The sequence below is a fragment of the Herminiimonas sp. KBW02 genome (assembly GCF_003852535.1).
Lineage (GTDB): Bacteria > Pseudomonadota > Gammaproteobacteria > Burkholderiales > Burkholderiaceae_D > Oxalicibacterium.
Genome location: NZ_QAJP01000008.1, coordinates 368,871 through 394,462 on the forward strand (window position 1 = coordinate 368,871; position 25,592 = coordinate 394,462).

Consider the following 25,592-nt stretch of genomic DNA (forward strand, 5'->3'; position numbering starts at 1 on the left):
AAATGACATTTGTCACGGAAATGTCATAAAAAATTTGCCTTATTTTTTCAAGCGACGCTGTTCCGCCTCCGTCAGACGTGCCAGTTGTGCCGGATCAAGATTCCCCTGTCCCAGTACCTGGAACGCACTACCCTGGTCGTAAGCAGCACCGCGTTGTCCGCCTGCAGCTGGTGCACGCTGACCTGCGCCGTCATCATCCGGCGCGCCTTCGTTGCCGAAGCCCAGTACCCGCACCGTAAAGATGGATGGCAGGTTCTTGCGTGCTTCGTTGCGGTCACGCTGCATCACATCCTGCGCCGCCGCTGCGGCTGAACTGGCCGCTGCGCTGGCATTGGTCAGTGCACCGACGTTGACAGCAGCTATCATCGGGATACCTTTGGAGTCACCTGCCACCTTGATGTTGGCGGCATTCACCACTTGCAGCGCGAAGATATTGACGTTGCCCGAGACGCGAATACCTGCCTCGCCTGCATCGATGGTACCCAGCGGTGCGATCAGGTCAACGTTACCGGCAGCTGCTTCCGGTATCGGGCTCAGGGTCGCGATACCGGCACCCGAGCTCGGCACCTGCGGCGACAGGGTCACATTGCCCCACACGTCATAGACGCGTTTCGGCGGTGTGTACAGGACGGTGGTTTTGGAACCACGACCCGCATTGATGTCACCCTGTTCCGACCAGGCGAAAATATCGCCGCCAAAGGTCGTCATGACGCGTGACAAACCAAGCAATAAGCTTTGTTCGCTGAATAGCTGGATATCACCTTTACCTTGCGTGACCACACCCGCAGTCGATGCCGGTACCTCACCTTGCACGCCGATCACGATCTGGCCACCCGGCGCCATCATCTGGATGTTGCCGCCGAAGTTGGTATGCACACCGGCATTACCAAACATAGTGATGTCACCAGTACGCACGATGGTGTCGCCATGTGCATCGCGATCCGGGAACAGCGTGGCGATCATGTCGCGACTACGCAAGAAGGAACCGAAACGACGGCTATCCGGATTGTTGTACTCACGACCACCTTCACGCAATTCCGCGTAGTACACATTACGCAGGAAGATGCGTTGCTGTTCCGGTGCCAGTGCATTGAAGTACGTCAGTGCATCTGCCGCGGTGCCACTAAAGCCAAAGCGCTCCTGCAGCCATGTCGCCAGCTCGCCTTCATAAGTCTTCACGACCTTGCCAGGCTGGCTGGCCAGCGACGCACCCGGATCGGCCAGGTTAGCAGGATCAAGATAGAGCTTGCTGATCGCGCTGAAGTCCGGCCCGTTGATACCGCCACCGGCCATCATTGCGATATCGGCACCCGGACGGTTATCACCCTGTACCAGACCACCGAGGCTGACGACACTTGCTCTTGCATCCTGCGTCAAATTGCGACCAGCGCTGATTTCCAGCGTGCCTGGACCGGCTACCTCAATGTTTGCGTACAAGATGTCGCGTCCGGCCTGCACCAGCGAGATGTCATTGTCGTTGTTATGCACGAACAGACTGTTGATGTTGACTACATCGCGTCCGGCCAGGATACGGGCGGCAGTCGCGCCGCGATACCAGGTCGGGATGGTGCGACCCAGGCCGCTCATGCGCTGCGTCACGCCACTGTTGACACCGATCACGTCACCATTCACGCCATAGAACAATGCCGCAGAATTATCACCGGCATGTAGCGCGCTCGCTCCCAGTGTGTCCGGACCGAATGCGAACAAGGGGAAGTAATGCTGCTTGCCATCTATGGCTGCACCGCTGAACTGATCATTACTGGTCATCGCGCCATCCATACTCAAGTTGGAAATCGCGACGCGTCCCTGCGGGTTGAAACCAACAAATGCCGGATTGAATGGTGTCGGCAAAGGTGTATCGGAGCCCGACATGGCGATCGGATACCCGCCACCATAGATGGAATTACCTGCGAGGAATTCGAGCGCACCGCTGGCCGAAGGCGCAAGCACCAAATACTTATTGGTGTCGGTACCGGAAGAACCTGGTGCCGCAGAGAAACCGTAATACAGGTTGCCGTTGGCCGCAGTCGCACGCAGGATGGACGGATAGGTAATCACGATATCTCCGACGCTGGTATTACCCATGCTTGAGCCGCGATTCACAATGTCGGTACCCGGCGTCAGGTTGCCACCGGCAGCAAACAGATTGATCGCCGTATGCTTGTCCCACAACGAGAACCAGCTTTGGCCACCACCCAGGTAGTTTGTGCCATTCGCTGTATATGGCGAGCTATTTGCTATATACGTACGGCCCGGATCAGCGACCGTTGCCAGCACCAGGTCACCCAGCGTATCCAGATAAATTGCCGAGTCACCCGGCACCAGTGTTATACCGCCGCTGCTAGTGGCAACCGTAGGCGTAAACGGATCTATGGTGCGGACGTCAGTTGCATCGCCATCGAAACCGCGAAACTGTGTTTGCAACTGACGGTAACGTGGCTTGATGTCGCCGATTGCAGTCGCGGCTGCCGAAGTCTTACCACGCAAGTTGATCAAGGCTCCGTTGAGGTCATGATTCTGTGCATTGGCACCACCGCTGCCCAGCTGTGTCGTATCGAAGTCCGGATTGAGTACACCACCGAGTCGTATGTTCAGGTCACCACCACCAGTCAGAACCAGTTTGCCGTCAGCATCGACGCGACCGGTGCTGCCTACCGCCGCAACCAGGGCCTGGCTGCGCGGGTAATTCTGCATGGAGTTAACAGTGCCGCGACGCGCTGTTACACCGGCATCACCACCCGCTTCAATATTCAGGTTACCGCCACCCAGGGTACCCAGTCCGGTGAAACCAACCAAGTAAGGTTCGTGATATTCGGTGTTCCATACATTTGCCATCGGTACTGCATAAGCACCAAAATTGATCCACCAGGCAGTCGGTACCGCATCACTGCCAGCAGCGGTGCTGCCAGTACCCTGACGCCACAACCAGTTGCCGACGCTGGCACTCGGGATATTGACCCGTTCAGGCCAGATGAAGGCACCCCATACATCGCCGGTAATGTCCCTGCCGACGGAAATGCTCAGGTTACCGCCCTGCTCCGGATACCACGCCTGGTACGCTGCCAGCGCTGCGCTGTAATCGTTACTCTGTGCACCCAGCAAAGTATTGTTGGTATGCAGGCCGCGCGGCTGGTTGAATATATCCACGCCATTGCTGTCGAGGATGGTGGCCGAAGGTGTACCGGCGGTGTAGACGCCATATGCCGATTGCATGCGGAAATCACCGGCTGCCGCCATCCCGATGTCACCGGTACCGGTACGCAGCACGCTAAACATAGGTGAAAGCAAGCTGTAAGCCGTGATGTCACGCACCGGATTAATGGTCTGTACGCACATGTCCGGCTCATTACAGATACCCAGCTCAACATACAAAGGATCGACTGGTGTACCCTCCTCAAAACCGGAAGGAACCGCACCCGGCCCCCATGTATAAGAAATACGCGCAGGGTCTATGCCGCACATCTCCGGCAACACATCGCAGATCCACGTATCATCAACGCCAATAGGTGTGCCGGGTACATAGCCCATGCCCCATGGATCCTGATCGGTCCAGACAAAGCCAGTACCACCCGGCTTCACTTCGATCCGCGTCATTGCATGGGCATCAGCCAAAATAATGGAACCCTTGGCAGCCGGATCAACTGCACGTCGGTCAGCCGATGCCATATCCGCACCTGCTGTCAATTGCAAACTCCAGCTGCTTGCACCCTTGCCCAACATCGGTGCCAGCGCCCAGTTAGCACCTTGTACGCCATTCACTTCGGGACGCAGGTTGATCGGTTTGTCATCCAGCAGTTCGACCTTGGTCATTGCCGGAATCAATGCACCACGCGCCAGCGTGATGGCGATGCTGGCCGACATTGCAACCGGTAGCTTGTAACCCTTAGGCCATACCAAAGCAGCCACGTCTGCACTGCTGCGCAAGGCAGTACCGGCACCCAGCTTCATACCACTGCTCAGGGTCACGTCAGTCGCCATCACGGTCCCCGCCGCCCACGCGATGCTGCCGTTGGCGTTGTACACATTTGCCGCCAGTACAGTCCCAGCACGCAGCGTGTGGCTGGAAGTCAGCTCCACGTCGACCGGCAATACAGTACCGCTAGGCAAATTCATGCCTGCTGCATGCAGGTCGTAATTCAGGGTCGCACCTTGCGGGAACTGCGTACCCGCTTCCAGCACCACGCCATCGATAGGGATCACGATATCGCTACCGAAAGGTGTGACACCATTACCGGCCCAACGCGCCTCGGTCAGGTACCAGCCCTTGTCATCCGGTGTCGTCGGCGGTGGTGCAAAGCCATCGTTGATGCTGCCGTAAATATTGATGTCGCCAGCAGCGCGTATCACCAGCATGCCCGGCTCACCAAAACCACGCATGGCAGGATTACCACGGTCGGCATTCGGACCATAGCGGTAAGCGGACAGGTCAAGGTCGCGCGAGATAATCACATCACCATTCGGATTATCGGTACTAACCTTACCGACGATTTCCACACCTGGACGCAGATGGTAATTGCCCAGGCCAGCCAGGCGATTGCCCAGTGCGGTATTGGCCAATGCTGCATCGATGAATGCGGTGTTGTGCGGATCGATACCACCGCGCACAATGACACCATTGCCATCCTTGATGCCGTCGAAGTATTCCTGCGTAATTTCCTGCGGCTTGTTGCCGTTCACATCCGGCACTGCAATCTCTGGCGCATCGTCATAGCTACGGAAACCATAGACAGCGACCGTTTTGGCACCGGCAATCACTGGTGTGCCGTTGACAGTGACGGCTACGTCATTCGCGCCATTGCCTGTGCCATCGACACCACCCAGACGTGGTGCGCTCAGATTGAAAGTGCCGCGTGCGACACCATCATTGCCTTGCGTCACATTGGTACCGGCACGCAAATCTATATGCGCATTGCTGCCCAGGGTCAGCATGCCCTCTTCGGTCGTCAGATCGACGATTGCACGGTTCGGGCTATCAATGATCTGGCCCTTGCTATCCACGCGCAAACCGGTACCGTGTGCATCCAGTGTGCCGTTGACAGTCAGGTTGCCTTTGGCGGCCAGGTAAATCGAACCAACCTGGAAGCCGCTGGCATCGATACGACCATCGACCGTCAGATTGCCGCCATCGACAACGACTTCGACCTGGCGTGCCTTGACCTCATCATTAATGGTCAGGTCACCCTGCTTGAGCTGGAAGCGACGCGCACCAAAAACACCGCCATCATTCAGGCGTGCATTCAATGCTGCGAAGTCGGACAAGGTTTGCGCACGCAAGGTGATCTCTGCTGCGTCGTAAGGCACCAGTGTGCCGCCTGCGTCATACCAGCCACTGCTGCCGCCAAGGATGGTGCCAGCCAGGTCGATATGACCTGCACTATCACCGAGAGCGACTGCTTTCAATGTACCGCCGCGATTGTGCTGAGCGGACAGATTGATGATGGAGCCTGCGCTTTGGGTGATATCACCGGTGCTGCTGAGCAGCGACAAATCACCGCCCCAGCTATAGCGTGTCTGTTCATAGAATTTCACTGCGCGACCGGACAGATCGATCTGTGCGTGCTCGCCCAGCGTCAAGTCTTCGGTGGCAGACAAAGTCAGCTTGCCCGATGGCAGCACGACCGCTGTATCAACATGTACTGTGTTACCGGCCAATTTCAATTCAGCGCCCAAAGCATCGCTGGTGCCAGCAGTACTGCCACTCGGTGCCAGCACGGTCAATGCACCGCCGACGGTAATACTGTTCACCGAAGCCGCAGCGCCAGTCAGCAATGGCGCATTGATGTTCAGATCGCCGCCGGTGTATTGATAACCCTGGCCAGCGATGTAATCACCCTGGCGATGGTAGACATTCAGTGTGCCTTTACCATTCGAGGTCACACGCTCGCTGGCATTCAGATTGATGGCACCGAAACCGAGCGCCAGACGGTCAGCTGACAAGCCTGCATTCGGCTGCGTATTCGGACCATAGCCGAACAGGATGCGTTGTGCGTTGATATCCAGCGTGCTGTCGCCTAGCAAGTTACCGATCGCCGCACCCGGTGTATTCGGCAGATACTCGCCGGTAGTTTTGGTCGGCGTGATTGCAGCACCGGTCCAGATGAATTCACCGGTCGTAATGCTGGCCTTGTCGCCCGCTGTACCATAACCGTAGATGGCAGGCGTACCAAATACCAGTCGTTCTATCGAGGATTTACCGGTGGTCGGATTAAAAGTATCGAGCGCAACCGAGCCATAGATGTTGATCGATTCACGGGCGTTGAAAATTACCGATTCAACCGCCGGCACGCCAACACCTGCGTTACCTGCCAACAAGCGATCCAGCACGCCCTGATTCATCGACAGGCCAGCGGGCAAGGTGCCATTCTGCGCAGCTTGTGCCAATGCATCATCGCTACCGAGATTCAATGCAGACAAGGCGAGCAAAAGATTCTTCGCGCCATAACGCGCGTTGTCTTCCAGCGTGAACGATTTATCGGTGGCAATCGCCAGTGTACCTTCACCATACAGAGTAGTTTCGCCACTGCATGGCGCTGCATTGCATTTACCGATACTGATGGTGCCGCCATTGCCAGCACCGCTCTGGGCAGACAACAGGTTGATCCAGCCGTTGGAGACGCCCAGCACGGAATTACCGTTGGTGGAGAACACGACACCGTCCGACGAATCGTAAGCAGCCTTGCCCTGTCCTATCGTATTAATCGATGCGCCCTGCTCCACTGTTATGCCGGTCGATGGCGAATTTTGCACCAGAAACACCTCAGCTGCCCTTAACTGCGCACCACTGCGCACGATCAGATTGCCGGCTTCGCCTACGAAGGTGGCGAAGTTATCGCCGTAGCTCATGCCCAGCGTGCCACCCACTATCATGCGTGCAACACCAAATGCATTGAGGTCGCTCGCCAGCAATGAAGCACCACTGAAGCCGGCCGTAGGTCCGCTATGATCCGCCAGAATCTCAATGCCAAAAGCGGTCACCGCCAGCGTACCGCCAAAGCCATTCGAAGCAGCAGCCGGATTAAAGAGCGCAGTACCTTCGAACTGCAACATTGGCATGCCGGCATTTGGCGTCGAGTATTTATAGTCCAGCGTCAGAGTAGCGGCATCCGCTGCGATCGCACCGCGCATGCTGCCGCGCTTGGCGGCATCCGCCAGGACAAATGCGTCGTAACTGGTTTCATTAAAGGCGGAATATTTGCGTACCGCTGTACCCGGCGTCACGATGACCTGGTTCGGCAAGCTGGCCATGATGCTCGTGTTCGCAACACCCAGATAGGCAGAGCTGACATACGAACCGTTACCTGCTGCTGCCACACCAGTCGGCAACGATGCTGCACCCAGCTCGACACGGAACGCACCCGGTAACAAGGCATAGGTCGAAGGCATCAGCGTATAGGTGCCCGCTCTCAGGCCCGCAATGTCATATTCAAATGTGACCTGACGACCCACCATAGGATCGCCATATCCGGCATCTGGTGCGACTGGCGCATAAGCACCGGCAAAACTCGGCACGATGGCATACACGCCATTGCCTGCCTTGCTGAAATCAAATGTCGGATTCGCATTCACCAACGGTGTGCGGATGATGTCGACCGAACCACCGCGGCCTGTAACGAAACCGGCACCAGTCAGTTCACCACCACCTGACAGGTCCAGCACACTGCCGCTCTTGCCGATCACGCTATTACCTGTCAGCTTGATACCACTGGTACCCAGCGCGCGCGGTGTAATCGGTTTGCCTGCGTAGTCATACGCGATGCCATCTACGGTGCCGCCATAAGGCATCACAACACCGGCACCGCTGACCGAAGTAAGGCTACCGGCCAGCAATTCAACCACGCTGGCATGCGCAGTATTAGTGCTACGGCTGTCCTGTCCCACGATCAGATTACCCATAGGCGCACGCACCACACCGCCCTGACGCACGATGTCGGCACCCAGTGCCAGCGTACCGAACACTGACAGCGGCGCTGCCGCCAGTACATCGCCATAGCGTTTGATTTCCAGCGTGCTGCCTGCGTGATACTTGCCGTCCGGCCATGGCCGGTCATCGAAACCCGCAACGATTTGCGCGTTGACACCTGTCGCCGGATAAATTTGCGCGGCGGTCAGGGTGATATTTCCAATCGACGCCAGTTCAGTAGAGGTGTCGCCATTCAGGCCGCGACCAGTCGTCCCTCCCAACAGACGCAAATCACCACGACTGATGATATCGACTTCATCGAACGCGCGGCGATCTACCGTCACTTGTGTATTATTCTGCTGCGTAATCGTGCCATGCGCACCGAAGCCGACGCGATCACGTATCTCTACCAGATCCGCCTCTACCGCGAAGGTGGCGTCGCTGCCCGTCGTCCCGGCACTGTTACGACGCGTCACACCGTAGATGACATTGAAATCACCCGGCGTTTTAGTGGTGCCTGCCAGTCGCACATAGGCTGACGCCAGTTTGATGCTGGCATCGTTGGCGGATGTCGTCGCCAGGCCAAAGCTACCGGCGTACAGTCGCATGCTTTGCGCCAGGTTCAGATCTACACTACCGTCAAAACTGAGCAAGCCCTCCACGAACAGCGACAGATTGCCGAAGCCGCCGTTGTTCACCTGTTCGACACTCAGGCGTGCCTTGCCATAACCCAGCGCAGGGTCTGATTGCCCTGCCTGTAAGCCAGCCGACAAACCGCTGTCCTGATACAGCTGCGACAGGATCAGTTCACGTTGTGCGCGCACCGCATCTACCGGCTGATAGTTGCTCGCAAATATAGGTGCATCCAGCGCGACCGCCAGCGTACCGCCAGCGGCGTTGGCACCACCGGCATGTGCTCGCAATGTACCGTCTATATAAATACTGTGCGCAGATTTGAGGACGATGTCGCCGCCGTTGCTGGCGACATTGACCTCAGTCGCCTTGCCGTTGGTACCAGGTACATCGAGCTTGGCACTGCTACCGGATGCGTCGAGCAAGGCGCCCGGACGAATAATGATGGCGACATCAGGAGCATTGGTGACACCCTTGTTTTCCCAATCCATGCTGCCGCCCAGCGTGATGCTGCCGCCATTCATGACTGAACCATAGCGGCGGCCATCAGCGCTGACACCGGTGGCGGCGCGTGCTGCCACGTCGAGCACCGCGGTTTCACCTATCCAGATCGAGCGATTGTGTGCCTGCTGCGAAGTATTCTGTGGCGATGAAGTCAGTGGTGCATCTATACCGACGGCGATATTACCGCCCCATGCATTCAGCGTACCGTCGACCACGATGCTGCTCTTGCCACCACCTTGCAAACTGATGGAACGTCCCGGATCAACCGAGACCACTGCGCCATGACCGATGACGACGTCGCCACCTTCCTGCTGCATACGCTGTGAGCGCAAGACCAGGTCCGCGCCAGCACGCTGTACCATTTGGCGCTTGGCCGGATCATCCTGATATTGCTCCGGCGTCCAGATTTCAAATGCATTGTGTCCGTCGATACTGCCGGCGCCATTCTCTGTGATGCGATACACCGGCATCAATACATCCAGCTTCGCACCATCTGAAACCTGCAAACCGGCATGACCGTTGATATCGTATTTGCTGAAACCTGTTTGCAAGCGTGTCGCATCCAGGTTCATTGCGCCTGCGGTCGGAGTGGCAGCGCCAATGACGACTGCATTACCGGTTTCCAGTTTGAGTGTGCCGCTACCAGCGACACCATAACCGCGTACTTCGCCATCCAGCGTCAGTACACCATTGTCATTATTCTGTGCACCACTTACATCCGCCAGCAGGCTGACACTGCCGCCTTTGCCACCGGTTTGCTTGCCTTTGTCCTGGATCGCAGCACCGGAGGACGCATCTATCAGACTATCTTGTTCAATCTTGACGTCACGCGTGCTTTCCAGCTTGACCGAACCGCCATTCAGGTAAGCCAGGCCACTGCGCTCCGTCGGAGCCAGCAGCGTATTTACCCAGCGACCACTGACGTCCAGCGTTGCGCCGGTATGCAGCGTGATAGCTGAACCACCGTTGGACAATCCGCCCGCTTGCGAACCAGGTAGCGGCGAAAGAAACATATTCGAGGCATTGATAGTGCCACCGCGCACCGTCACATTCGCAGCGATATCTATATTTGCACCTATCAGGTTCAGCTTGCCGCCATCGTTCAGGGTGACGGCTTTGTCGATCACGATGTTGCCGCGCGTACCCAGATCCAGTCCGGCCAGATGTTGGTCATTAATGTATTGGCTATCCAGCCAGACGGTATTGATCCGTGACGGGTCCAGCGCATCACGTGCTGCCATGCCGATAGTCACTTCGTTGACATCGCCAAGTTTGACGTCGGAGTCGTAAAGACCGGTACGGCCAGGACCCGTGTACTGACCCAGTGAGATGGTCGCGCCTTTGGCAACCGCTGTTTGCGCTTGTTTGTAACCATCACTGACCGCATCACGGCCACGTGTCTGCTGCTCACCCTGATAGACCTTGGAAACGATCTCGCCTTCCAGTACTGCCGTTGGTGCACTGATGACCAGATTGCCTGCGTCACGACCTACGGTGTAACCGTTCTCGATACGCTGACGCGCTGCGATCAGCGGGTTGTAGTAATACTTGGTGGCCTTGTCGCCCCAGCGTTCGCTGGTGTCTTCAAAGCCCTTATAAATGCCAACGTAGCTGACGCCAGCCGGTGCTTCACCGATGCGATACAGCTTGCCGTCACTGCCCTTGAGCCAGGTCTGGTTGACCATGCCGGTTTGCACATTGAAGCTGCCGCCGGAGAGGTTGATGGCTGAACCTTGTTGTGTAATGACTTCGCTGCCGCCGAGGGTGACCGTACCGCCCTGTGCTGCCCATTCGCCTATGCTGTGGCCTTGATTGCTGAGGTAGCCGCTGACTTCAAGCAAGCCGCCTGCTGCATACCAGCGGTCACTCGCATAACCACCGGTACCGGCTGACACCAGGATGAGTTCACGACGGTCCAGCCAGATGTCGTTGTTAGCGAGCTTGCCGCTATCACGATTATCTGGCGAATCACGCAGTTCATTACCCTGGATGTTGACTTTGACGTTGTTGCTTTCCATTGCGACGTTGACACCGACTGCGCCGGAGACATCCAGATTCGCTTTGTCTGCAACAAAGGTACGGGTCTTGGCGCTGACGGCGATCTGACCACCAGTGGCCAGTGTCAGCGAGTCAGCTGCGAAGTTGACATCACCGCCGGAGACGATTTCTACGCGTGACTGGTCGCGGCGGTCACTGAGTGTGGACAGGTTGTCATAGGTAGCAGTGGTCACGCGCAGCAAGTCTTGCGCTGCGGATTCCTTGATGAGTGCGTCGCGCTGGCTGTCGAGTGCCGTCGTTTTACCGTCATCTTCGATCAGGATGGCGGTGCTGCTGCCCTGGCCCAAAGTAACGCTACCCTGTGTATCACTTGCCGAATTGAGCAGATGAATAGTGCCGCGTGTATTAACGGTAGTCGTAGCAACGGCCACACCGTTTTGCTGCACATCACGACCGGTCAAGGTCACGTCACCTTCACGCGCGATGATGAGACCGGTGTTGGTTACCTTACCGGCATCGCTATCAGCATCAATCTTCGCAGCGACTTCATTACCGCGTGTGGTGCTATAGGTATTACCTTCAGTGCCGACACCTTTGCGGATGAAGAAGCTGTCACCTGCTGCCAAAGTAGTCTGGCCTTTGCGCGTACTGATTTCACCTGCGTTGTGTACTTCCTTACCCATGACCAGTACATAACCACCACCGGAGGTAACGGAGGTCGGTTCATGGGTGGTGATCTGTGCACCGGATTCGATGATGACGTTGCCATTTGCACCGGTGAAGCTGGCGGTGTTCAGGTTAGGGCTGTAGATACCGGTATTGAATTGCGAATCGAGGATGTGCGCTGCTGCGACGACGAGGTTACGCGTGTTGACCTGGCTGCTGCCGGTGAAGATGATGCCGTTCGCATTCACGATCATGACGGTACCCGGCGCCTTAATCTGGCCCTGGATGACGCTAGGTGCAGTTGCGTTATTGATGCGGTTCAGTACTGACCAGTCGGCTTGCTGGTCAAAGTTCAGTATCGTGTTCTTGCCAATGTTGAAGGTTTCCCAGTTCAGGATCGCCTTGTCAGCAGTCTGCTTGATGTCGACGATGGTCTTGCCGTTCGCGGTGCTTTGCGTCGGACCATTCGCATTGATCCAGCTGTTGACCAGGCTGCCTGCATTGAGACCACCAACGCCGAGACCATCGGGTACTGTGCCAGCACCTGCGCTGGCGGCGAGGCGGTCTGCACCTTGCTGTGCTTGTTGCAGGGCAATCGCACGTGCGGCGGAATTGAGATTGGCGAGCGAGCGTTGCAGCTGGGAGTTGGCTGCCTGTTGCTGTGCCAGTGGCGTGCTCACGGGCATGGCCGGCATGCCGTTCGGCAGTTTGCCGGTGGCGACTGCTGCCGCTTGTACTGCACCCTTCTGCGCATACCATGCGGCGCTGAATGCCTGCTGTGCGTTCGCATTTCCCATTACGCTACCGGTCGCTAACATCAGCGCGATGGCATGGGCTAGTGGCTTCATCCGGCGCAAACCTGCATCTGCAGATTGCTGACGGTTGAAAAATGCTGGGTTCATCTTGGCAGGACGGATGGACGGCATGGCTGACTCTTTCAGTGATGACTCATGTTGGAAGGAATAAATATGGCGGAAATTTTCCTGACCGCCTTTGCCTCCCTAGACGAAAGCCAACACCAAAAGCTATACGGAGATTTGCTGAAAAATATGAGCAGCCACGCGCAGCGATAGCACTGGTATGGCTTACCGTAAAACGGATATTTTTTATGACAATCAGATGACATGATCTGACCGCCTGTTTACGCTATTTGAGCAGGATCAGACCGCCTGGCAGCGAGGTCACATCAAGCTTGAACAAACGCTGGATTTGCGCGATTGCTTTATCCAGATCGCGGATGTGGAAACGACCGCTGACCGGCTTGTCTGCCATTGCTTTCGACATCAATACGACACGACCCGGACGGTAACGATTGATCTCTTCGACCACCTGCGCCAATGCCGTCTGACGGAAGCTCAATATGCCGCTACGCCAGCCGGATGACTCTGCCGGATTGATACTGCGTATCGCCTGTATGGCCTGACTATCGTATGTAACTTGTTGCGCTGCGCGCAGCACCACTTCGTCGTTGCCCGACGCAACCTTGACCATGCCGTCCAGACAGGTCACACAGACCGCATTCCCCAGACGACGTAATTCAAAACGCGCATCGATACTGGAAGCACGGCCGCCTGCGGCACTGACCACGAAAGGCTGCGCCCTATGCGTCGCATCTACTGCCACTTCACCATCCAGCAACTGTATGCCTACGGTTTCGCCGCGCAAGGTTTGCACGGCGATGGCGCTGCGTGTATTCAGCTCTACCGAGACACCGGATGCCAATTGAATATCGCGTTGCTCGCCTGCAGCAGTACGGTAATCTGCACGCCATGCATCGGCCATCGATGGCCACAGATCCAGCGGTGGATCAATCAGGGCTATGCTCGCTATCGCCGCGCAGGAAGTTGCCAGCGCGCCGCCAAGGAAGGCGCGACGCGAGATACCTTGCTGCGGCGCCTTGCGTGGCTGACGGTTGCGCAGCGCAGCCAGTTCCGCATCACCGGCACTCGCCAGTACTGCAGCCGGCAGCATGTCCTGCCACATACGTTGCGCCTTTTCAAAAGCCTGTGCGTGCGCGGGACTGGTCGCACACCAGCGACGCAAGGCATTTGCATCTGCTGCACGTGCAGTACCTGAACGCAGGCGACGCAGCCACGCGTGTGCCTGCAGCTCCAGCTCATCAGGCGTGCGACGGGATGGGTGCATGTGCTCAGACACGATGACAGGCTCCGACAGATGGCGACAGGGTCATGGATATTCCAGAAAATGGACGGTATATACCCAAGACGGATTTCGCTCGCTGAAACTGCACTTTGTTTTTCATGATGTGTGCTCGTTCATATGCTGAATCACATGCTCGTGCGCCCGCTTGAGCTCACGATCAACCAGGCTCAGCGATACGCCTAGCCGGTCCGCGACTTCCTGCCGCGGCATCTCGTCTACCCGTATCAGTATCAGGATATTGCGGCGACGCGAGGGCATCTGCTGGATGATGGCCGCCAGCCGCTCCGCTTCGGAACGGGCTTCAAAAGTACGCGCCGGACCAGCCGCCGGATCAGAGAGATCAGACAGTACCTGCTCCACTTCGTCACCGCTAAGAAAACGTTTTTCCGATCGCATGCGGTCGAGTGCCGCATTGGTCGCCATCCGCATCAGGTAACTCAACGGATATTGCACCGGTTCGCTGCCTTCCTTAGCGCCGTCCTTGCTGCTTTCCAGGCGCAGCCAGGTTTCCTGCAAGGCTTCACTGGCCAGGTCGGCATTACCCAGATGCAGGGTCAGACGACGCTTGAGGTCGTCATAGCGCCGCACCAGAAAGTCACGCAAACCTGTGATGCCGGTATCGCTCATCAGTGCCTCGTCACAGCAGGACAATCGCCACTGGCAGCAAGTTGCTGCGGCAGAATGAGCATAAAAAAAGGCAGTGACAGATCGGACGGACCGCGTCCGATGTCAACTTTTTTGAGTGCCTGCAAGATGGCGCTGTCACGCGCTTTGTTGCCGCTGCTATCGAGCAGCAGTGCTTGCGTAACGCGGCCTTTGACATCGACATAAAAACGCAAAGCGATGCGAAAATCCAGCGCAGCCAGCAGCGGCTCGCGACAAAATGCATCGCGCACGCCGGACTGTAGCAAGGCCGGGTAAGTATGGCTTTCCTGTTTTCCTTGTGTGGTTTTAATCTGCGCTTCCAGCACAAAGGCATCGGCCGCCGTAAAGGTGGCAGCCAGACCGCTACCCTCGAGCAGAACGCGCAATGCGGCGTCTGCCGTGTAGCTACCGGAAACCTGTGTGGAGAACAAACCCTGAACAGCCGATGCACTGTACAACCCCGAGTAGCCGGTCTGCTCATTGTAGGCATCCAGCGCTGCCTGCAGAGGCTGGGCCGGAATATCAAATAACATACTGCCTGCCACCAGCGCAGACTGCGCGCGGGCTGGCAGGTGACGCACATCCGGCTGCGCAGCTAGATCGCGCATCAGCAACGACATGCCCACCACCAAGGTGTACATGGCGATGGACACGATTCTTCTTGCCATAGGGATGTGAGTAATATTTTCATGGATGAGATGTGCGATCCAGACTAAGGGCTGCTTCAGCACCTCAAGCAGCCTGCGCATCGTACCCAAGCAATATGACCTTGCCGTGACAGAAGGTTTACTCTTGTCAACCTTGAACTGTCAGTCGTCCGGCTCACCTTCGTGCAAGTCCTGCGTTTCGGATTCCGGTGCCCTGTTGCCGCCGCGATCACCGATGGCGCGACGTGCCGCCACCAGTTCTGCGTGGGAGATGCCAAATTCGGCCATCGACGCAGCCATCAAATTCAATAAAGCCACGCGCTGGCGCTGGCGTACTGCTTCAGCACGGCGTGTCCGCCTGACCTGACGGTCTGCGGCCGTCAGTTGCTGCAGGTGGACGTCATGCGACTCTTCATGTGTCGGCATAGCGATTCCTTATTCATATCGATCCCGCTATGCGGGACCGATGGTCTGCCTGTATTCAAACTCAGGCGGCTACCGATTCATCCGCTTTTGCAACATCGGCTTCTGCTGCTGCAGCTGCGACGGATTCCGGTTTGTAATTACGCAGGTGCAGGAAGAACTGTCCCATCATCTGCGTCCACAGCTGCAAGGACACTGCGAGGTGCGCAGGTGCGACGCCACCAGCTACCATCACGTCCATTTCCAGCACAACGAAATCGCCATGCAAAGCCACGCGTGCGAAACGTTTAGTGCGGTGCCATTCGGTCAGCACACCTTCCGGCAATACGCCGCCTTGCACGCGCAACGGGCAGCTCAGGGTGAAGTCAGCGTACTGACCTGGTGTGACTGCATTGCCCCACAGAACCTGGAAGCCGATACCGTGACTGGCGCTATGCAACCAGGTAGTACCGTCTTGCTCGGTAGTGGTGACTGCGCAACCGGCTTCCTTGATGGCGTCCGAGACTTGTTCTGCATTGACGGTGTTCAACAACTCAATTGCTGGCGTAGTTGCTGCAGCTGCTGCGTTAGTAGATTTGCTCATATTATTTCCTGATCATTAAAAGGGTAAGTGTGCGCGCCGGAAGTCACGCACCATGCGGGTTCCGGCTACTGCATTTATTTCTGCAAGGCTGCATCCAGTGCTGCGCTGTCTATCTTCAGGCTGCCGGCAGGTACCAGTCCGGCCATATGTGCCTGTACCAATTGCTGCTGACGCTGATCGCGCAAGGCGGTTTGCAGGCGTGGCTTGATTTCTTCCAGCGTCGCTGTACGTGCAGGCTGGGTTTCCAGCAACTTGACGATGTGGAAGCCGCTGGCCGATTGCACCGGTTCGCTGACCTGGCCTGTTTTCAGCTTAGCCACGGCCTCACGTACCTCAGGCAGCATCTGTTCCAGTGGCAGCATGCCGACTTCACCGCCACGCTCAGCGCTGCGCGGATCTTGCGAGCGGCTACGTGCCAGTGCGGCGAAATCACCACCGCGTGCCTGGGTTGCCAGTTTTTTTGCTTCATCACGCAGTTTGCTTGTTGCCGCTGCATCGCCACCATTGCTGGCCAGGTAGATTTGCGCGACGCGATAGGTAGCCGGTAAATTGAAGTTGGCCTTGCCTTGTTCGTACGCTGCTTTTACTTCTGCATCGGATGGGTAGGTCGCAGGTACCTGGGCAACCGATTCCAGATAAGCGGTGCTGACGATACGCGCGGTAACTTCACGCACCGCTGCATCGACCTTGGCCTTGACGTCAGGGCGTTCGCCCCAGCCTTTGGACTGTGCTTCACGCAGCAAGGATTCGCTGGCGACACGCTGACGCAACCAGTTCTCTACACCGGCACGGTTGTTTTTAATGGCGCTACGCTCTGCTTCCGGCATACCCTGCAACAAACGGGTAATTTCGTTCTGACCGATGGTGACGCTGCCTGCGCTGGCAACGACTTTGTCCGGTGCTGCCGATTGCGCAACCGACATACCCATGACGGATGCCAGCAAGACGCCGACAGCAGTACGTGCAACCGGCAAAATTTTATTCATATTCGATTTCATTTTTCGTTTCCTTTACTGTGAATTCGTACAGACACAGTGTGCCTGTACGAGATGACACGGGCATTACTGACTGCGTGCTTGCTCCACTGCTGTATTGCTGCTGCGTGCATCGAAACGACCTTCATACAATTTATCGCCGTACTGCTGTGCAATCTGATCCAGCTTGACACGGCTTTGCGCTGCAAATGGCTGACGTGCGCTCATCACGGTCGCCATGTCCACCGATTCATAGGCTTGCAGGATTTCCTGGCCGACTGCATACAGCTGTGCATTCTTCGCTTCACATTGCGACACAGCCCTGGCTTGCGTGCTGGTGTCGAGCGCCAGGCGCTGACGTTCGGCTTCGGATGCACGTGCCAGCTTCAGCAACTCGTCATAAGCACCACGATACTGGGCGATCTGCGCATGAGCTTTGTCCAGTGCGGCCTGATTCTGCTGTTTGACGCCGCTGAGTTGCTCACGGGCCTTGCGTTCTGCCGCCTGGCTATTGCTCAGGTCCTTTTTGACCTTTTCAATATCTGCCGGAGTCGATGGCGCGGCTGCGCCACCCTTGAATGCCGCCAGCTCGTTCTGCGCCTGTTGCAACTGCGTGGTGGTAATCCGCAATTGCGCACGCAGTCGTTCTTCCATGCTTTGGTTTTGTGCCTGTGCCGCAGCGCTGGCCAGCATCACGACGATGGCAGTAGCCAAAGGTCGCAAGGTGGCAATACGTGCGCGGCCAGGGAGGATGTGTAGTGACATAGGGTCCTCGTTTAGAAGCGTGTGTTCAGCTCAAGCTGCATCACGTCGATAGCAAATGGCGAGCTATAGATGGATTTGCTCGACAACCAGCGACCACTCAGAGTAGTGTTTTTGTCGACGGCGTAGGTACCGCTGAGCGTGTAACCACGTGCATTGGTACCACCCAGGTGGAAGGACGAATCGTTGTAAGCGTCAGGCAAGGCATCCGGTTCGATATACTTGTAACCGGCCGACACATTCCATTCGCCGCGTACGACCGGATTTGATTTACCCAGGGTCGCCTGCACCATGTAGGCATTGCCTCCGCTCTGGAAGTTGGCACGCGTATTGTTACCGGTCGAGTCGTAGTTGTTGAAGATACCGCCGCCTGCGCGTCGGAACATTTCATCTTCATCATAGGCAAGATTGCGGATGTAGTTGGCGTCCAGACGCAAGCCATAGTCACCCAGCACCTTGGTTTCCCAACGTGCATTCAAGTCCAGCAACTGAAACTTGGAAGCCAGGCCCATGTATTGCGGCAACGGTGTATTCGCAGGACCAGCCGGATTGAGTGCGATATTGCGCAACAGCATCAGGGTATTACCCTTTTGCATATAGGCAGGACGCGACCAGTCAGTGTTACAGGCGGTTGCACCGGCATACAGAGCACATGGATCAGACAGCTTGCCGGTAATGTTCTGGAAGCTATAGTAAGCAACCGTACCACGCAGGCGATTGGTCGAATCCAGTTTCCAGTTCGCGCCTACTTGCGCCCCAAGCAGCCATTTGGTTTCACTGCGCATCTTGTCGGCGCTATTCTTCGGTGCGCTATCGGATGAATATTCCAGCGGAATAATACCCAGCGTACCGAACATTGATAACGCTTCATTGCCGAGTTTTTTGTCGAATTGCGCAGCCACACCGTCAAAGTTCAAGTCGTTCGAGAACAACATGTCGGTCGAGACGAACGGATTACCGAAACGACCACCGGTGATCTTCAGCCAGTCTGTCGGACGGTTCGAAATCCAGGCCTGATCCAGCCAGATGTTTTTCTTGTTCAGACCACCGCCCAGGGTCTGGGTTGTGGAAACCGGATTGTCATCGCTACCCGTTGCCAGACGCACACCGGCGCTGGTGGTATCCGAGATCTCAGCAATCACACCAAAGCGGGCGCGCACACGCCAGAGATTTTTGCGGTCCTGACGCGTATTCAGCATCGGTGGCAAACCGGCAGTGGTATTGGTATTTACGTCATACGGACTGCCTGCATTAATCGCCGCGTAGTCTGCCAGATTCAGGTTGTCGTTATAACGACCGTAGTAGCGTGATTCATTACGCAAACGCATATCGCCTTCGATACGGATGCGCTTGGTCCATTCCGGTGTTTCATTCGGTGCTGCCCAGCCTTCGGTACGGGCTTGTGCCATGACCTGGCCTTTGACTTCATCACGGATCTGGTCACGTACGGTTTGCGAGATATACGGTACGCGTACATCACCCGCTTCCGGACGCATCGCCGCAGTACCTGCCACCGGCGCGGCGGCTGCCGTAGCTGCAGCAACCTGGCGTTGTGCCTGCTGCGCTGCCATCGCTTCGGTTTGCGCCTGTGCCAGCAAGGCTTCGCCGACATCTTTGTTCAAAGTACCGCTCTGAATCAGGCCACGGATCAGCTTGACCATCGCGCTTTCGGCCGGTGCTGCGGTTTGTGCATGCGCCGCGCCAGTCGCCATCAGCAGGGCAACGGCCGAAGCAATCGCCAGGTTCTGCACGGATTTGCGTGCCGGGAGGCTGCGGCCCCGTGGATTAGATAAATAATTCATGCTTTCTTTCACCAATTGAAATGAAATGGAATGGTTGTCAGGCTTCGTCATGGACGACGCCCCTTGATCGTCATGCGTGCCGGGAAACGTTGGGTCGCAGGTGGTCGTACATCACTGCGGAAATCACGCACCATCGCCAGCACCGCCTCATCGATTTGCGTATTACCCGTGCTTTGTACAAGTTCCGCCCGCGTTGCTTTACCGTCTGCATCCAGCCAGAGGTTGATGCGGATTTCCTGGAAGGCCAGCGTGCGGGTACGCGGATCACGGGCGAATGCCTGTTGCACTGCATTCCCGATGTAACCGGCATACGAACCCATGCCGCCACCGCCCCCCGTCGAGCCACCGCCACGTCCGGCAGCAATGCCGAAGGAATCAGTACCCGCTTGCGCCGCACCGTCTATCGTTACCGGGTCGCCAGCATCCGGTGCAGGAGTCGGCGAGTCGGCAGGTGCTTCCTGCGGATTGGTGGTCGGTTCAGGCGGTGCTTCCGGCTGTACCTTCTCCGGCTCCGGTTCCGGCAACTTCTCCGGCTCTGGTGGCGGCGGCGGCGGTGGCGGCAACATCAGCATCGGGGTGGCAGCCACCTCACGCTTGGTGCTCGCCGTACCCGACACCAGATACCAGACGACCGCTACCAGCACGACCAGAATGAATCCGCCTATCGCATAACCGCCCCAGCGGCGCCATAAATCGGCAGTCCGCGAGCTTCGGTGAGAACTTAAATGAAGGCGATTCACGTTAGCCCCCTTAAGCCGCTTTACCGGTCACGAGGCCGATCTGGTTGAGCTCGATGCGACGTAGCAGATCCAATACCTCCACTACCTTCGCGTACTGCACCGATGCATCACCGCGCACGATCACCGGGAAATCCGGTGTCAGTGCTTTCTCGGTACGCAGGCGTTCTTCGAGTTCCGGCAAGGTCACCGGAAATGCATCGAGGAATACCTGACCTGCGTTATCGATGGTGATAGCTTTGGTCTTCGGTTTTTCCAGTGCTACCGATGAACTCGCCTTCGGCAAGTCAACCTTGATGCCAGGGATGCTGGCATTGCTGGTCAGGATAAAGATCACCAACACCACCAGCAGCACGTCAACAAAAGGCGTGATGTTGATGCCGCCGGCACGTTTTTTTGTGCCGAATTTGGCTGCGTTTGCCATAGTTATCTGCTCCTCAAGCCTGGCGCAGGGTAGCGCGAGCTTGACGGCCTTCGCCCTGCTCTTCAGCCAGGCGGGTAGCAAATTCGTCGACGAATACCGCCATGTCGGCGCCGATCGCATCGGAACGCGAAGCCAGCCAGTTGTAGCCAAACAGCGCAGGAATCGCGACGCCCAGGCCAGCCGCAGTACACAACAGCGCTGCCGCCATACCTGGTGCCACCGAGTTGATGTCCACTGCGCCAGCCATCGCTGCCACCACGAACACCAGCATGATGCCGATGACGGTACCGAACAGACCTACGTAAGGCGCACCTTCAATCGCGGTCGACAACCAGTTCATGCGGTGCGACATACGTTCGTTTTCACGCACCATCACGCCGTCCATTGCTGCACGGATCGCGCTGATGGTTGCATTCGATACGGCATTGAGGTCATAGCCACGATCATGGCGACGGCGCATTTCATCCACCGCAACCTTGTACAGACGCCACAGCGACGAATCGGCTTTCACGTCTTGCGGCAATTTGCTGCTGTTAGCCAATTGATCGAGCGGTGCACCTGCGGTTTCACGGAAGTGATCCATGAAAACAGCATTGGCACGCGAGATCGCAGCGTAGTTACGACCTTTGCTGATCATGATGGCCCACGACAACACCATCATCACACCCAGAATGATCACCACCAGCCACGCATCCAGCGGCATCGCTGCCAGGATGTAACCAAAGTGGCTCTTGCCTGCCTGTTGTTCATCGCTGCCAAATACTGCCAGGCGCGATTCCGCACCTTGCGACACGGCGTCAGCCAGCAACACGGTATCGCTGCGTGCCACCTTGGACAGGCGCACTTCATCAATCGCGCCTATGAACGGGGTCATCGCTGCCGATTGTGGTGTGGTATCTGCACCGATGGCTGCTGCGGTATTCAATGCCGGCATGCTGGCTTCCAGCGATGCGCTAGCACGGCCACCGACGTGCAGCGTGACGTTTTTGCCATCAGCTGTCACTGCCAGGTGCGACCATAGCCCGGCCTGGATAGGCTGACCTGGTTTGCTGCGCTGACCATTGACCTGAACGAAAGGCACACCCTGATCGATACCAAGCAGGAATTCACGGCCGCCGTCGCGACGTGCATAGATCACTTGCTGTGCGCCCAGCTGTTCCGGACGTACCCAGACCGAGAAGGTAAACGCGCCGCCTGCTTCCTGCGTCAGCGATGGTGCAGCTGGCAGCATCAATGGTGTGCCGCTCAGTTTCGCGCCCTTGCCAATGACAGTACCGTCTATGCTGACGACTGCGGTTTGTGCATTGTTGCCGTAAGCAGTGGTATCGCGCGGTGGGGTTGCTGCTTCCGCAAAGTGATACACCAGTGTGTAGTCAGGATCGAAAGTACGCTGGCCATTGCCGGATGCCGGTGCCTTCGGGTTACCGTAGTACATCCAGACTTGCTGTGGCGCACCCGCTGGCAATGCAGGCATATCTACCCACACCAGTGCGATGCCGAGCAAAGGATCGAATTGTTCGATCTGATGGTTCAGCACAGTCTTGTCGTCGCCTGCCACAAAGCGCAGGTCGGCACCGGTGTCGCTGACGCCTTCAAAGCTGAAGTTACCGGTATGCAGGCGCACCAATACTGGTGTGCGACCAGCGTCGCCACCCAAAGCGCCGCCTTGCGGACCCGCGTCGACGGTGATCGGCTTGCGGTAAGCCCAGTCAGGTTGCCACCAGGCGTGTGCCAGGTTGGGCAAGAGCGTGCTCAGCATGGTGAGCGTAAGTAAAAGAATGCGTCGCATAACAGTAGTTCTCCGAAAACTCGTCTAAAAATAAAAGGGATGTGCGCTGCTTGTTTGAAAAAGAGCTATCAATAAATCTCGCTCAATAACTGGCATTGAGACTAAAGTTCACGCGCGTATCGTGCTTCTCGGTGCGCGGTCCTGACTTCAACGGATAGCCGACATCGACTCGTCCGCTGACTTGTTCGCCGAGGCGGAAGCTGGTACCGATACCCACCGATGCCAGCGTGAAAAGGTCTTGCTGTTCGATCAGCGGATCGCGCAGCTTCAGTCTGGACGCATCGCCAAATGCATAGACACGCCAGTTTTCGACCCAGGGATTGAGGTAAGTCAGAGATTTGCTGCGCAGTTCCAGCGAGCCGACCACACCGTAGTCGCCAGTGGTTTCTGCTGACAGGTAACCGCGTACCGAATTCATGCCGCCGGCAGCAATCTGTTCACCGGATACCAGCGGCGAATCGGTCAGCTGACCAGCGAAACGGAAGCCGATCTGCGCGTCATTCTCAAAGTTGTACGAGCCATTCAGGTCGGCTTTGAGCACCATGAAGTTAGGTTTGGCTTCATAACGTTTGTAGCGGAATGCTTTCTCATCGCTGCCGTAACCAAACAGGCTGCGGGTACCGGCCAACATCGTCAGGCCGATGCTGTACTGGCTACGCTCGTTTTGCACAAAGCCCATATAACCAAGCGTGATCGGTGCATATTTCAAAGGCACCTTGTCGCCGCTTCCGCCTAGTTGCAGAGCTTCTTCATTGTTTTTGAAGTCCACGCCGACGCTCATGGTGTGCCACCAGTTACCGGTGTTCGGTACGGTATAAGTCGCCTTGAAGCCGACCGCATAACCTTTACCGAGCACGGTGGTGCCGCCAACGGTAGAGACCGTGCTGTCCGATTTATAGCCGGACGCATCCAGCGTCCAGTTGCTGTTTCGCAGCGGCGCGGTATAGGAACCCGACCACACTTTGGTCTGATTCAGGTCTTGCGGCGTACCGAAAAAACTCAGCGAAGCACTATGTCCGAGCTGCCACAGGTTGTCGTGACCGATGGACGCAGTGGCACGCAATTCCTTGGTATCGGCGCTGTAATCGTTGTTCAGGCCAGCACTGGCGCGCCATGGGCTGCTGTCGTCCACTTTCAAATCAACATCCATGGTGCCGGGCAAAGCGCCCTGCTTGACCAAGGGCATGACCTGACGCTTGGCGCTGCGGTTCAATGTAGTCAGTTGGGCTTGTGCCAGATTGAAGTCAGGCACTTTGCCTTCCTGCAGCGCAGGCACCTGTTCACGTACTTCCAGCGGCGAGTTGTATTGCGCACCGACGACGCGCACACGACCGACCTTGGTTTCATTGACCTGCAGATAGACCACACCGCCAGTTACCTGCTGCTCCGGCAAATCGACATACACCGATTGGTAACCGCGGGCGTTATAAGCCGACAACAAGGCATCGCGTGCATTTTCGACATCCTTCATCGTGCGCTTGGGGCCGAGGTAAGGCGTGACTGCCAACTCAATGGTGCGTGCATCCAGCACGCTGTTGCCACGTACGATGTATTCGTTGATATCTACCCTGGGTGCGTTGTCAGCGTCAGAAGCAGCCGCTTCGCTTGCTGCCGCATCTGTCGTACCCACCGACTGCGCCATGACCGCGCCATGCAAACCCAGCGCCAGCACAGCCAGGCAAATTGCCTTCAGTCGGAGTGGCTGTTCATTCCGGTTTTTCTTCACGTCACACATGTGTTGAACTCAATCCCTAAAATCAAACTTGTCTTTACTTCCCTGCATCGATTGCTAGCGCGTGCTTTGCAGGGCCGTCATGTCTGTGTACTGATGCCTAGACGGTTGACACTTGCAACAACTGTCGTTTGTCATCAAATGTTCATAATTCTTTTTCGTGACAAAGAAGATGCAAGACTGTCCGCACTCATCTGAAGTCATCGCGCTGTCATATATCGATGACAATGAGACGCTGGGTTTCGACGGGAGGTGGCGCTGCGACGGACAGCGCAGATTTAAAGGCGTTTACGCCCTGGTAAAGTCAGAGGCTAAAAACAGAAGGCAATAGTCGGCGGTAGAGATACCGGTCTCGCACCATCGCAGCGGAGATAGAAACGTACAAACAGAAAGATAACGTCGGAATATGACTATGCCGTGACAGTCATAGGGCATCTGGATTTCAAAAATCGGAGATAGTCGTGTCACCGACACGACATATGGATTTGCTAGCATGCGCAAACACACCTTCGTCCACGCAGCACAGGATAGAAAGAAAAGACCATGCGCACATACCCATTACTATCGCTGGCAGCTATCGGATTATTCACTGCAGGCTGGCTGCATGCAGCAGAACCTGCCGCCGTTCCTGCAAGCAAAGCGGGTAAAGCCGAGTTGGCTTGCGTCGAAGTGGAAGTCGATGGCGTACGCACACCATCGTATAACTGCCTAAGTCAGAAGCTGCAGCCGAAAATAACGCCTACCAATCCAAACGCACCTCAAATGGGATCAGAAGCCATTATCCAGCGTCCATCAAATCAACTGGGTGTATTCAACCGCGCTGCGACCAGCAATCGCATGGGCAATACCTTCGGCACCTCGGTGTATCCGCAGCGCCCGCCTGAGAAGCCATAAGCTAAAGATGTAAATATAAAAAGTGCTGCCTGATACTGAAGCTGGTTCAGTCATTGAAAGGTGGCGGCCATCATCACCTTCTGGAATTGGTACCGGTATATTTTCGAACCGCCGGCTCCGGTATGGTCATGCATATGTTCACGACATCACTGACGTAACCCCGTTAAACAATGTCGCCAGATTACAGGTGCATATCGCGCTTTACAACGAAGTCTTTCCAATAAGCTTATGCATCCTGTAACGCAATTCTTGCGTTGATCTGCACGCCACGACTGTTAGTCTGCACGTATTTATTTTTCAAATATCGACATGC

At 56.6% G+C, this 25,592-nt stretch carries 14 protein-coding genes; 1 reads left to right on the plus strand and 13 read right to left on the minus strand.

From position 1 onward, the window contains the following. Positions 1 to 39: 39 nt before the first annotated feature. The 13 genes from DBR37_RS15010 to DBR37_RS15075 form a co-directional block, all read right to left on the minus strand. Complete coding sequence (locus tag DBR37_RS15010) at positions 40 to 12,630, minus strand: filamentous haemagglutinin family protein (protein ID WP_124575281.1); 12,591 nt, start codon at positions 12,628 to 12,630, stop codon at positions 40 to 42. A gap of 220 nt (positions 12,631 to 12,850) precedes the next feature. Further along, complete coding sequence (locus DBR37_RS15020) at positions 12,851 to 13,861, minus strand: FecR domain-containing protein (protein WP_124575283.1); 1,011 nt, start codon at positions 13,859 to 13,861, stop codon at positions 12,851 to 12,853. Positions 13,862 to 13,963: 102 nt separating this feature from the next. Further along, positions 13,964 to 14,494, minus strand: coding sequence for an RNA polymerase sigma factor (locus tag DBR37_RS15025; protein WP_124575284.1), 531 nt, complete (start codon positions 14,492 to 14,494; stop codon positions 13,964 to 13,966). Then, positions 14,494 to 15,180 (minus strand): secretin and TonB N-terminal domain-containing protein, encoded by a 687-nt coding sequence (locus DBR37_RS15030; protein WP_233588392.1) that lies wholly within the window; start codon positions 15,178 to 15,180, stop codon positions 14,494 to 14,496. The genes DBR37_RS15025 and DBR37_RS15030 overlap by 1 nt, the downstream gene beginning before the upstream one ends. 141 nt (positions 15,181 to 15,321) lie before the next feature. Continuing rightward, positions 15,322 to 15,585 carry a hypothetical protein gene (locus DBR37_RS15035; protein WP_124575286.1) on the minus strand — a complete coding sequence of 88 codons (264 nt, stop codon included), beginning with the start codon at positions 15,583 to 15,585 and terminating at the stop codon, positions 15,322 to 15,324. A gap of 61 nt (positions 15,586 to 15,646) precedes the next feature. Then, a complete protein-coding gene (locus DBR37_RS15040) occupies positions 15,647 to 16,165 on the minus strand; it encodes a YbjN domain-containing protein (protein WP_124575287.1) in 519 nt (172 codons plus the stop codon). Positions 16,166 to 16,239: 74 nt separating this feature from the next. After that, on the minus strand, positions 16,240 to 17,151 hold the full coding sequence (locus tag DBR37_RS15045) for a peptidylprolyl isomerase (protein ID WP_233588393.1): 912 nt from the start codon (positions 17,149 to 17,151) through the stop codon (positions 16,240 to 16,242). A gap of 75 nt (positions 17,152 to 17,226) precedes the next feature. Further along, complete coding sequence (locus DBR37_RS15050; protein ID WP_124575289.1) at positions 17,227 to 17,904, minus strand: hypothetical protein; 678 nt, start codon at positions 17,902 to 17,904, stop codon at positions 17,227 to 17,229. An 11-nt stretch (positions 17,905 to 17,915) separates the two neighbouring features. Next, on the minus strand, positions 17,916 to 19,703 hold the full coding sequence (locus DBR37_RS15055; RefSeq protein ID WP_124575421.1) for a putative porin: 1,788 nt from the start codon (positions 19,701 to 19,703) through the stop codon (positions 17,916 to 17,918). Between the two features lie 47 nt (positions 19,704 to 19,750). Then, positions 19,751 to 20,443, minus strand: coding sequence for an energy transducer TonB (locus DBR37_RS15060; RefSeq protein ID WP_124575290.1), 693 nt, complete (start codon positions 20,441 to 20,443; stop codon positions 19,751 to 19,753). A 10-nt stretch (positions 20,444 to 20,453) separates the two neighbouring features. Beyond that, complete coding sequence (locus DBR37_RS15065; RefSeq protein WP_012080231.1) at positions 20,454 to 20,864, minus strand: biopolymer transporter ExbD; 411 nt, start codon at positions 20,862 to 20,864, stop codon at positions 20,454 to 20,456. A 13-nt stretch (positions 20,865 to 20,877) separates the two neighbouring features. Continuing rightward, a complete protein-coding gene (locus tag DBR37_RS15070; protein WP_124575291.1) occupies positions 20,878 to 22,653 on the minus strand; it encodes a DUF2341 domain-containing protein in 1,776 nt (591 codons plus the stop codon). An 82-nt stretch (positions 22,654 to 22,735) separates the two neighbouring features. Next, positions 22,736 to 24,388, minus strand: coding sequence for a ShlB/FhaC/HecB family hemolysin secretion/activation protein (locus DBR37_RS15075; protein ID WP_124575292.1), 1,653 nt, complete (start codon positions 24,386 to 24,388; stop codon positions 22,736 to 22,738). 540 nt (positions 24,389 to 24,928) lie between these two features. Between DBR37_RS15075 and DBR37_RS15080 the strand changes: the two genes are divergently transcribed. Next, a complete protein-coding gene (locus DBR37_RS15080) occupies positions 24,929 to 25,279 on the plus strand; it encodes a hypothetical protein (RefSeq protein WP_124575293.1) in 351 nt (116 codons plus the stop codon). The last annotated feature ends 313 nt before the right edge of the window (positions 25,280 to 25,592 follow it).

What these genes read in the sequence shown, in the direction of transcription:
- DBR37_RS15025 (WP_124575284.1), bottom strand. Translation starts at nt 14,494, where the DNA reads ATGAGCGATACCGGCATCACAGGTTTGCGTGACTTTCTGGTGCGGCGC.
- DBR37_RS15080 (WP_124575293.1), top strand. Translation starts at nt 24,929, where the DNA reads ATGCGCACATACCCATTACTATCGCTGGCAGCTATCGGATTATTCACT.
- DBR37_RS15075 (WP_124575292.1), bottom strand. Translation starts at nt 24,388, where the DNA reads ATGTGTGACGTGAAGAAAAACCGGAATGAACAGCCACTCCGACTGAAG.
- DBR37_RS15045 (WP_233588393.1), bottom strand. Translation starts at nt 17,151, where the DNA reads ATGAATAAAATTTTGCCGGTTGCACGTACTGCTGTCGGCGTCTTGCTG.
- DBR37_RS15050 (WP_124575289.1), bottom strand. Translation starts at nt 17,904, where the DNA reads ATGTCACTACACATCCTCCCTGGCCGCGCACGTATTGCCACCTTGCGA.
- DBR37_RS15030 (WP_233588392.1), bottom strand. Translation starts at nt 15,180, where the DNA reads ATGGCAAGAAGAATCGTGTCCATCGCCATGTACACCTTGGTGGTGGGC.
- DBR37_RS15010 (WP_124575281.1), bottom strand. Translation starts at nt 12,630, where the DNA reads ATGCCGTCCATCCGTCCTGCCAAGATGAACCCAGCATTTTTCAACCGT.
- DBR37_RS15055 (WP_124575421.1), bottom strand. Translation starts at nt 19,703, where the DNA reads ATGAATTATTTATCTAATCCACGGGGCCGCAGCCTCCCGGCACGCAAA.
- DBR37_RS15040 (WP_124575287.1), bottom strand. Translation starts at nt 16,165, where the DNA reads ATGAGCAAATCTACTAACGCAGCAGCTGCAGCAACTACGCCAGCAATT.
- DBR37_RS15070 (WP_124575291.1), bottom strand. Translation starts at nt 22,653, where the DNA reads ATGCGACGCATTCTTTTACTTACGCTCACCATGCTGAGCACGCTCTTG.
- DBR37_RS15035 (WP_124575286.1), bottom strand. Translation starts at nt 15,585, where the DNA reads ATGCCGACACATGAAGAGTCGCATGACGTCCACCTGCAGCAACTGACG.
- DBR37_RS15065 (WP_012080231.1), bottom strand. Translation starts at nt 20,864, where the DNA reads ATGGCAAACGCAGCCAAATTCGGCACAAAAAAACGTGCCGGCGGCATC.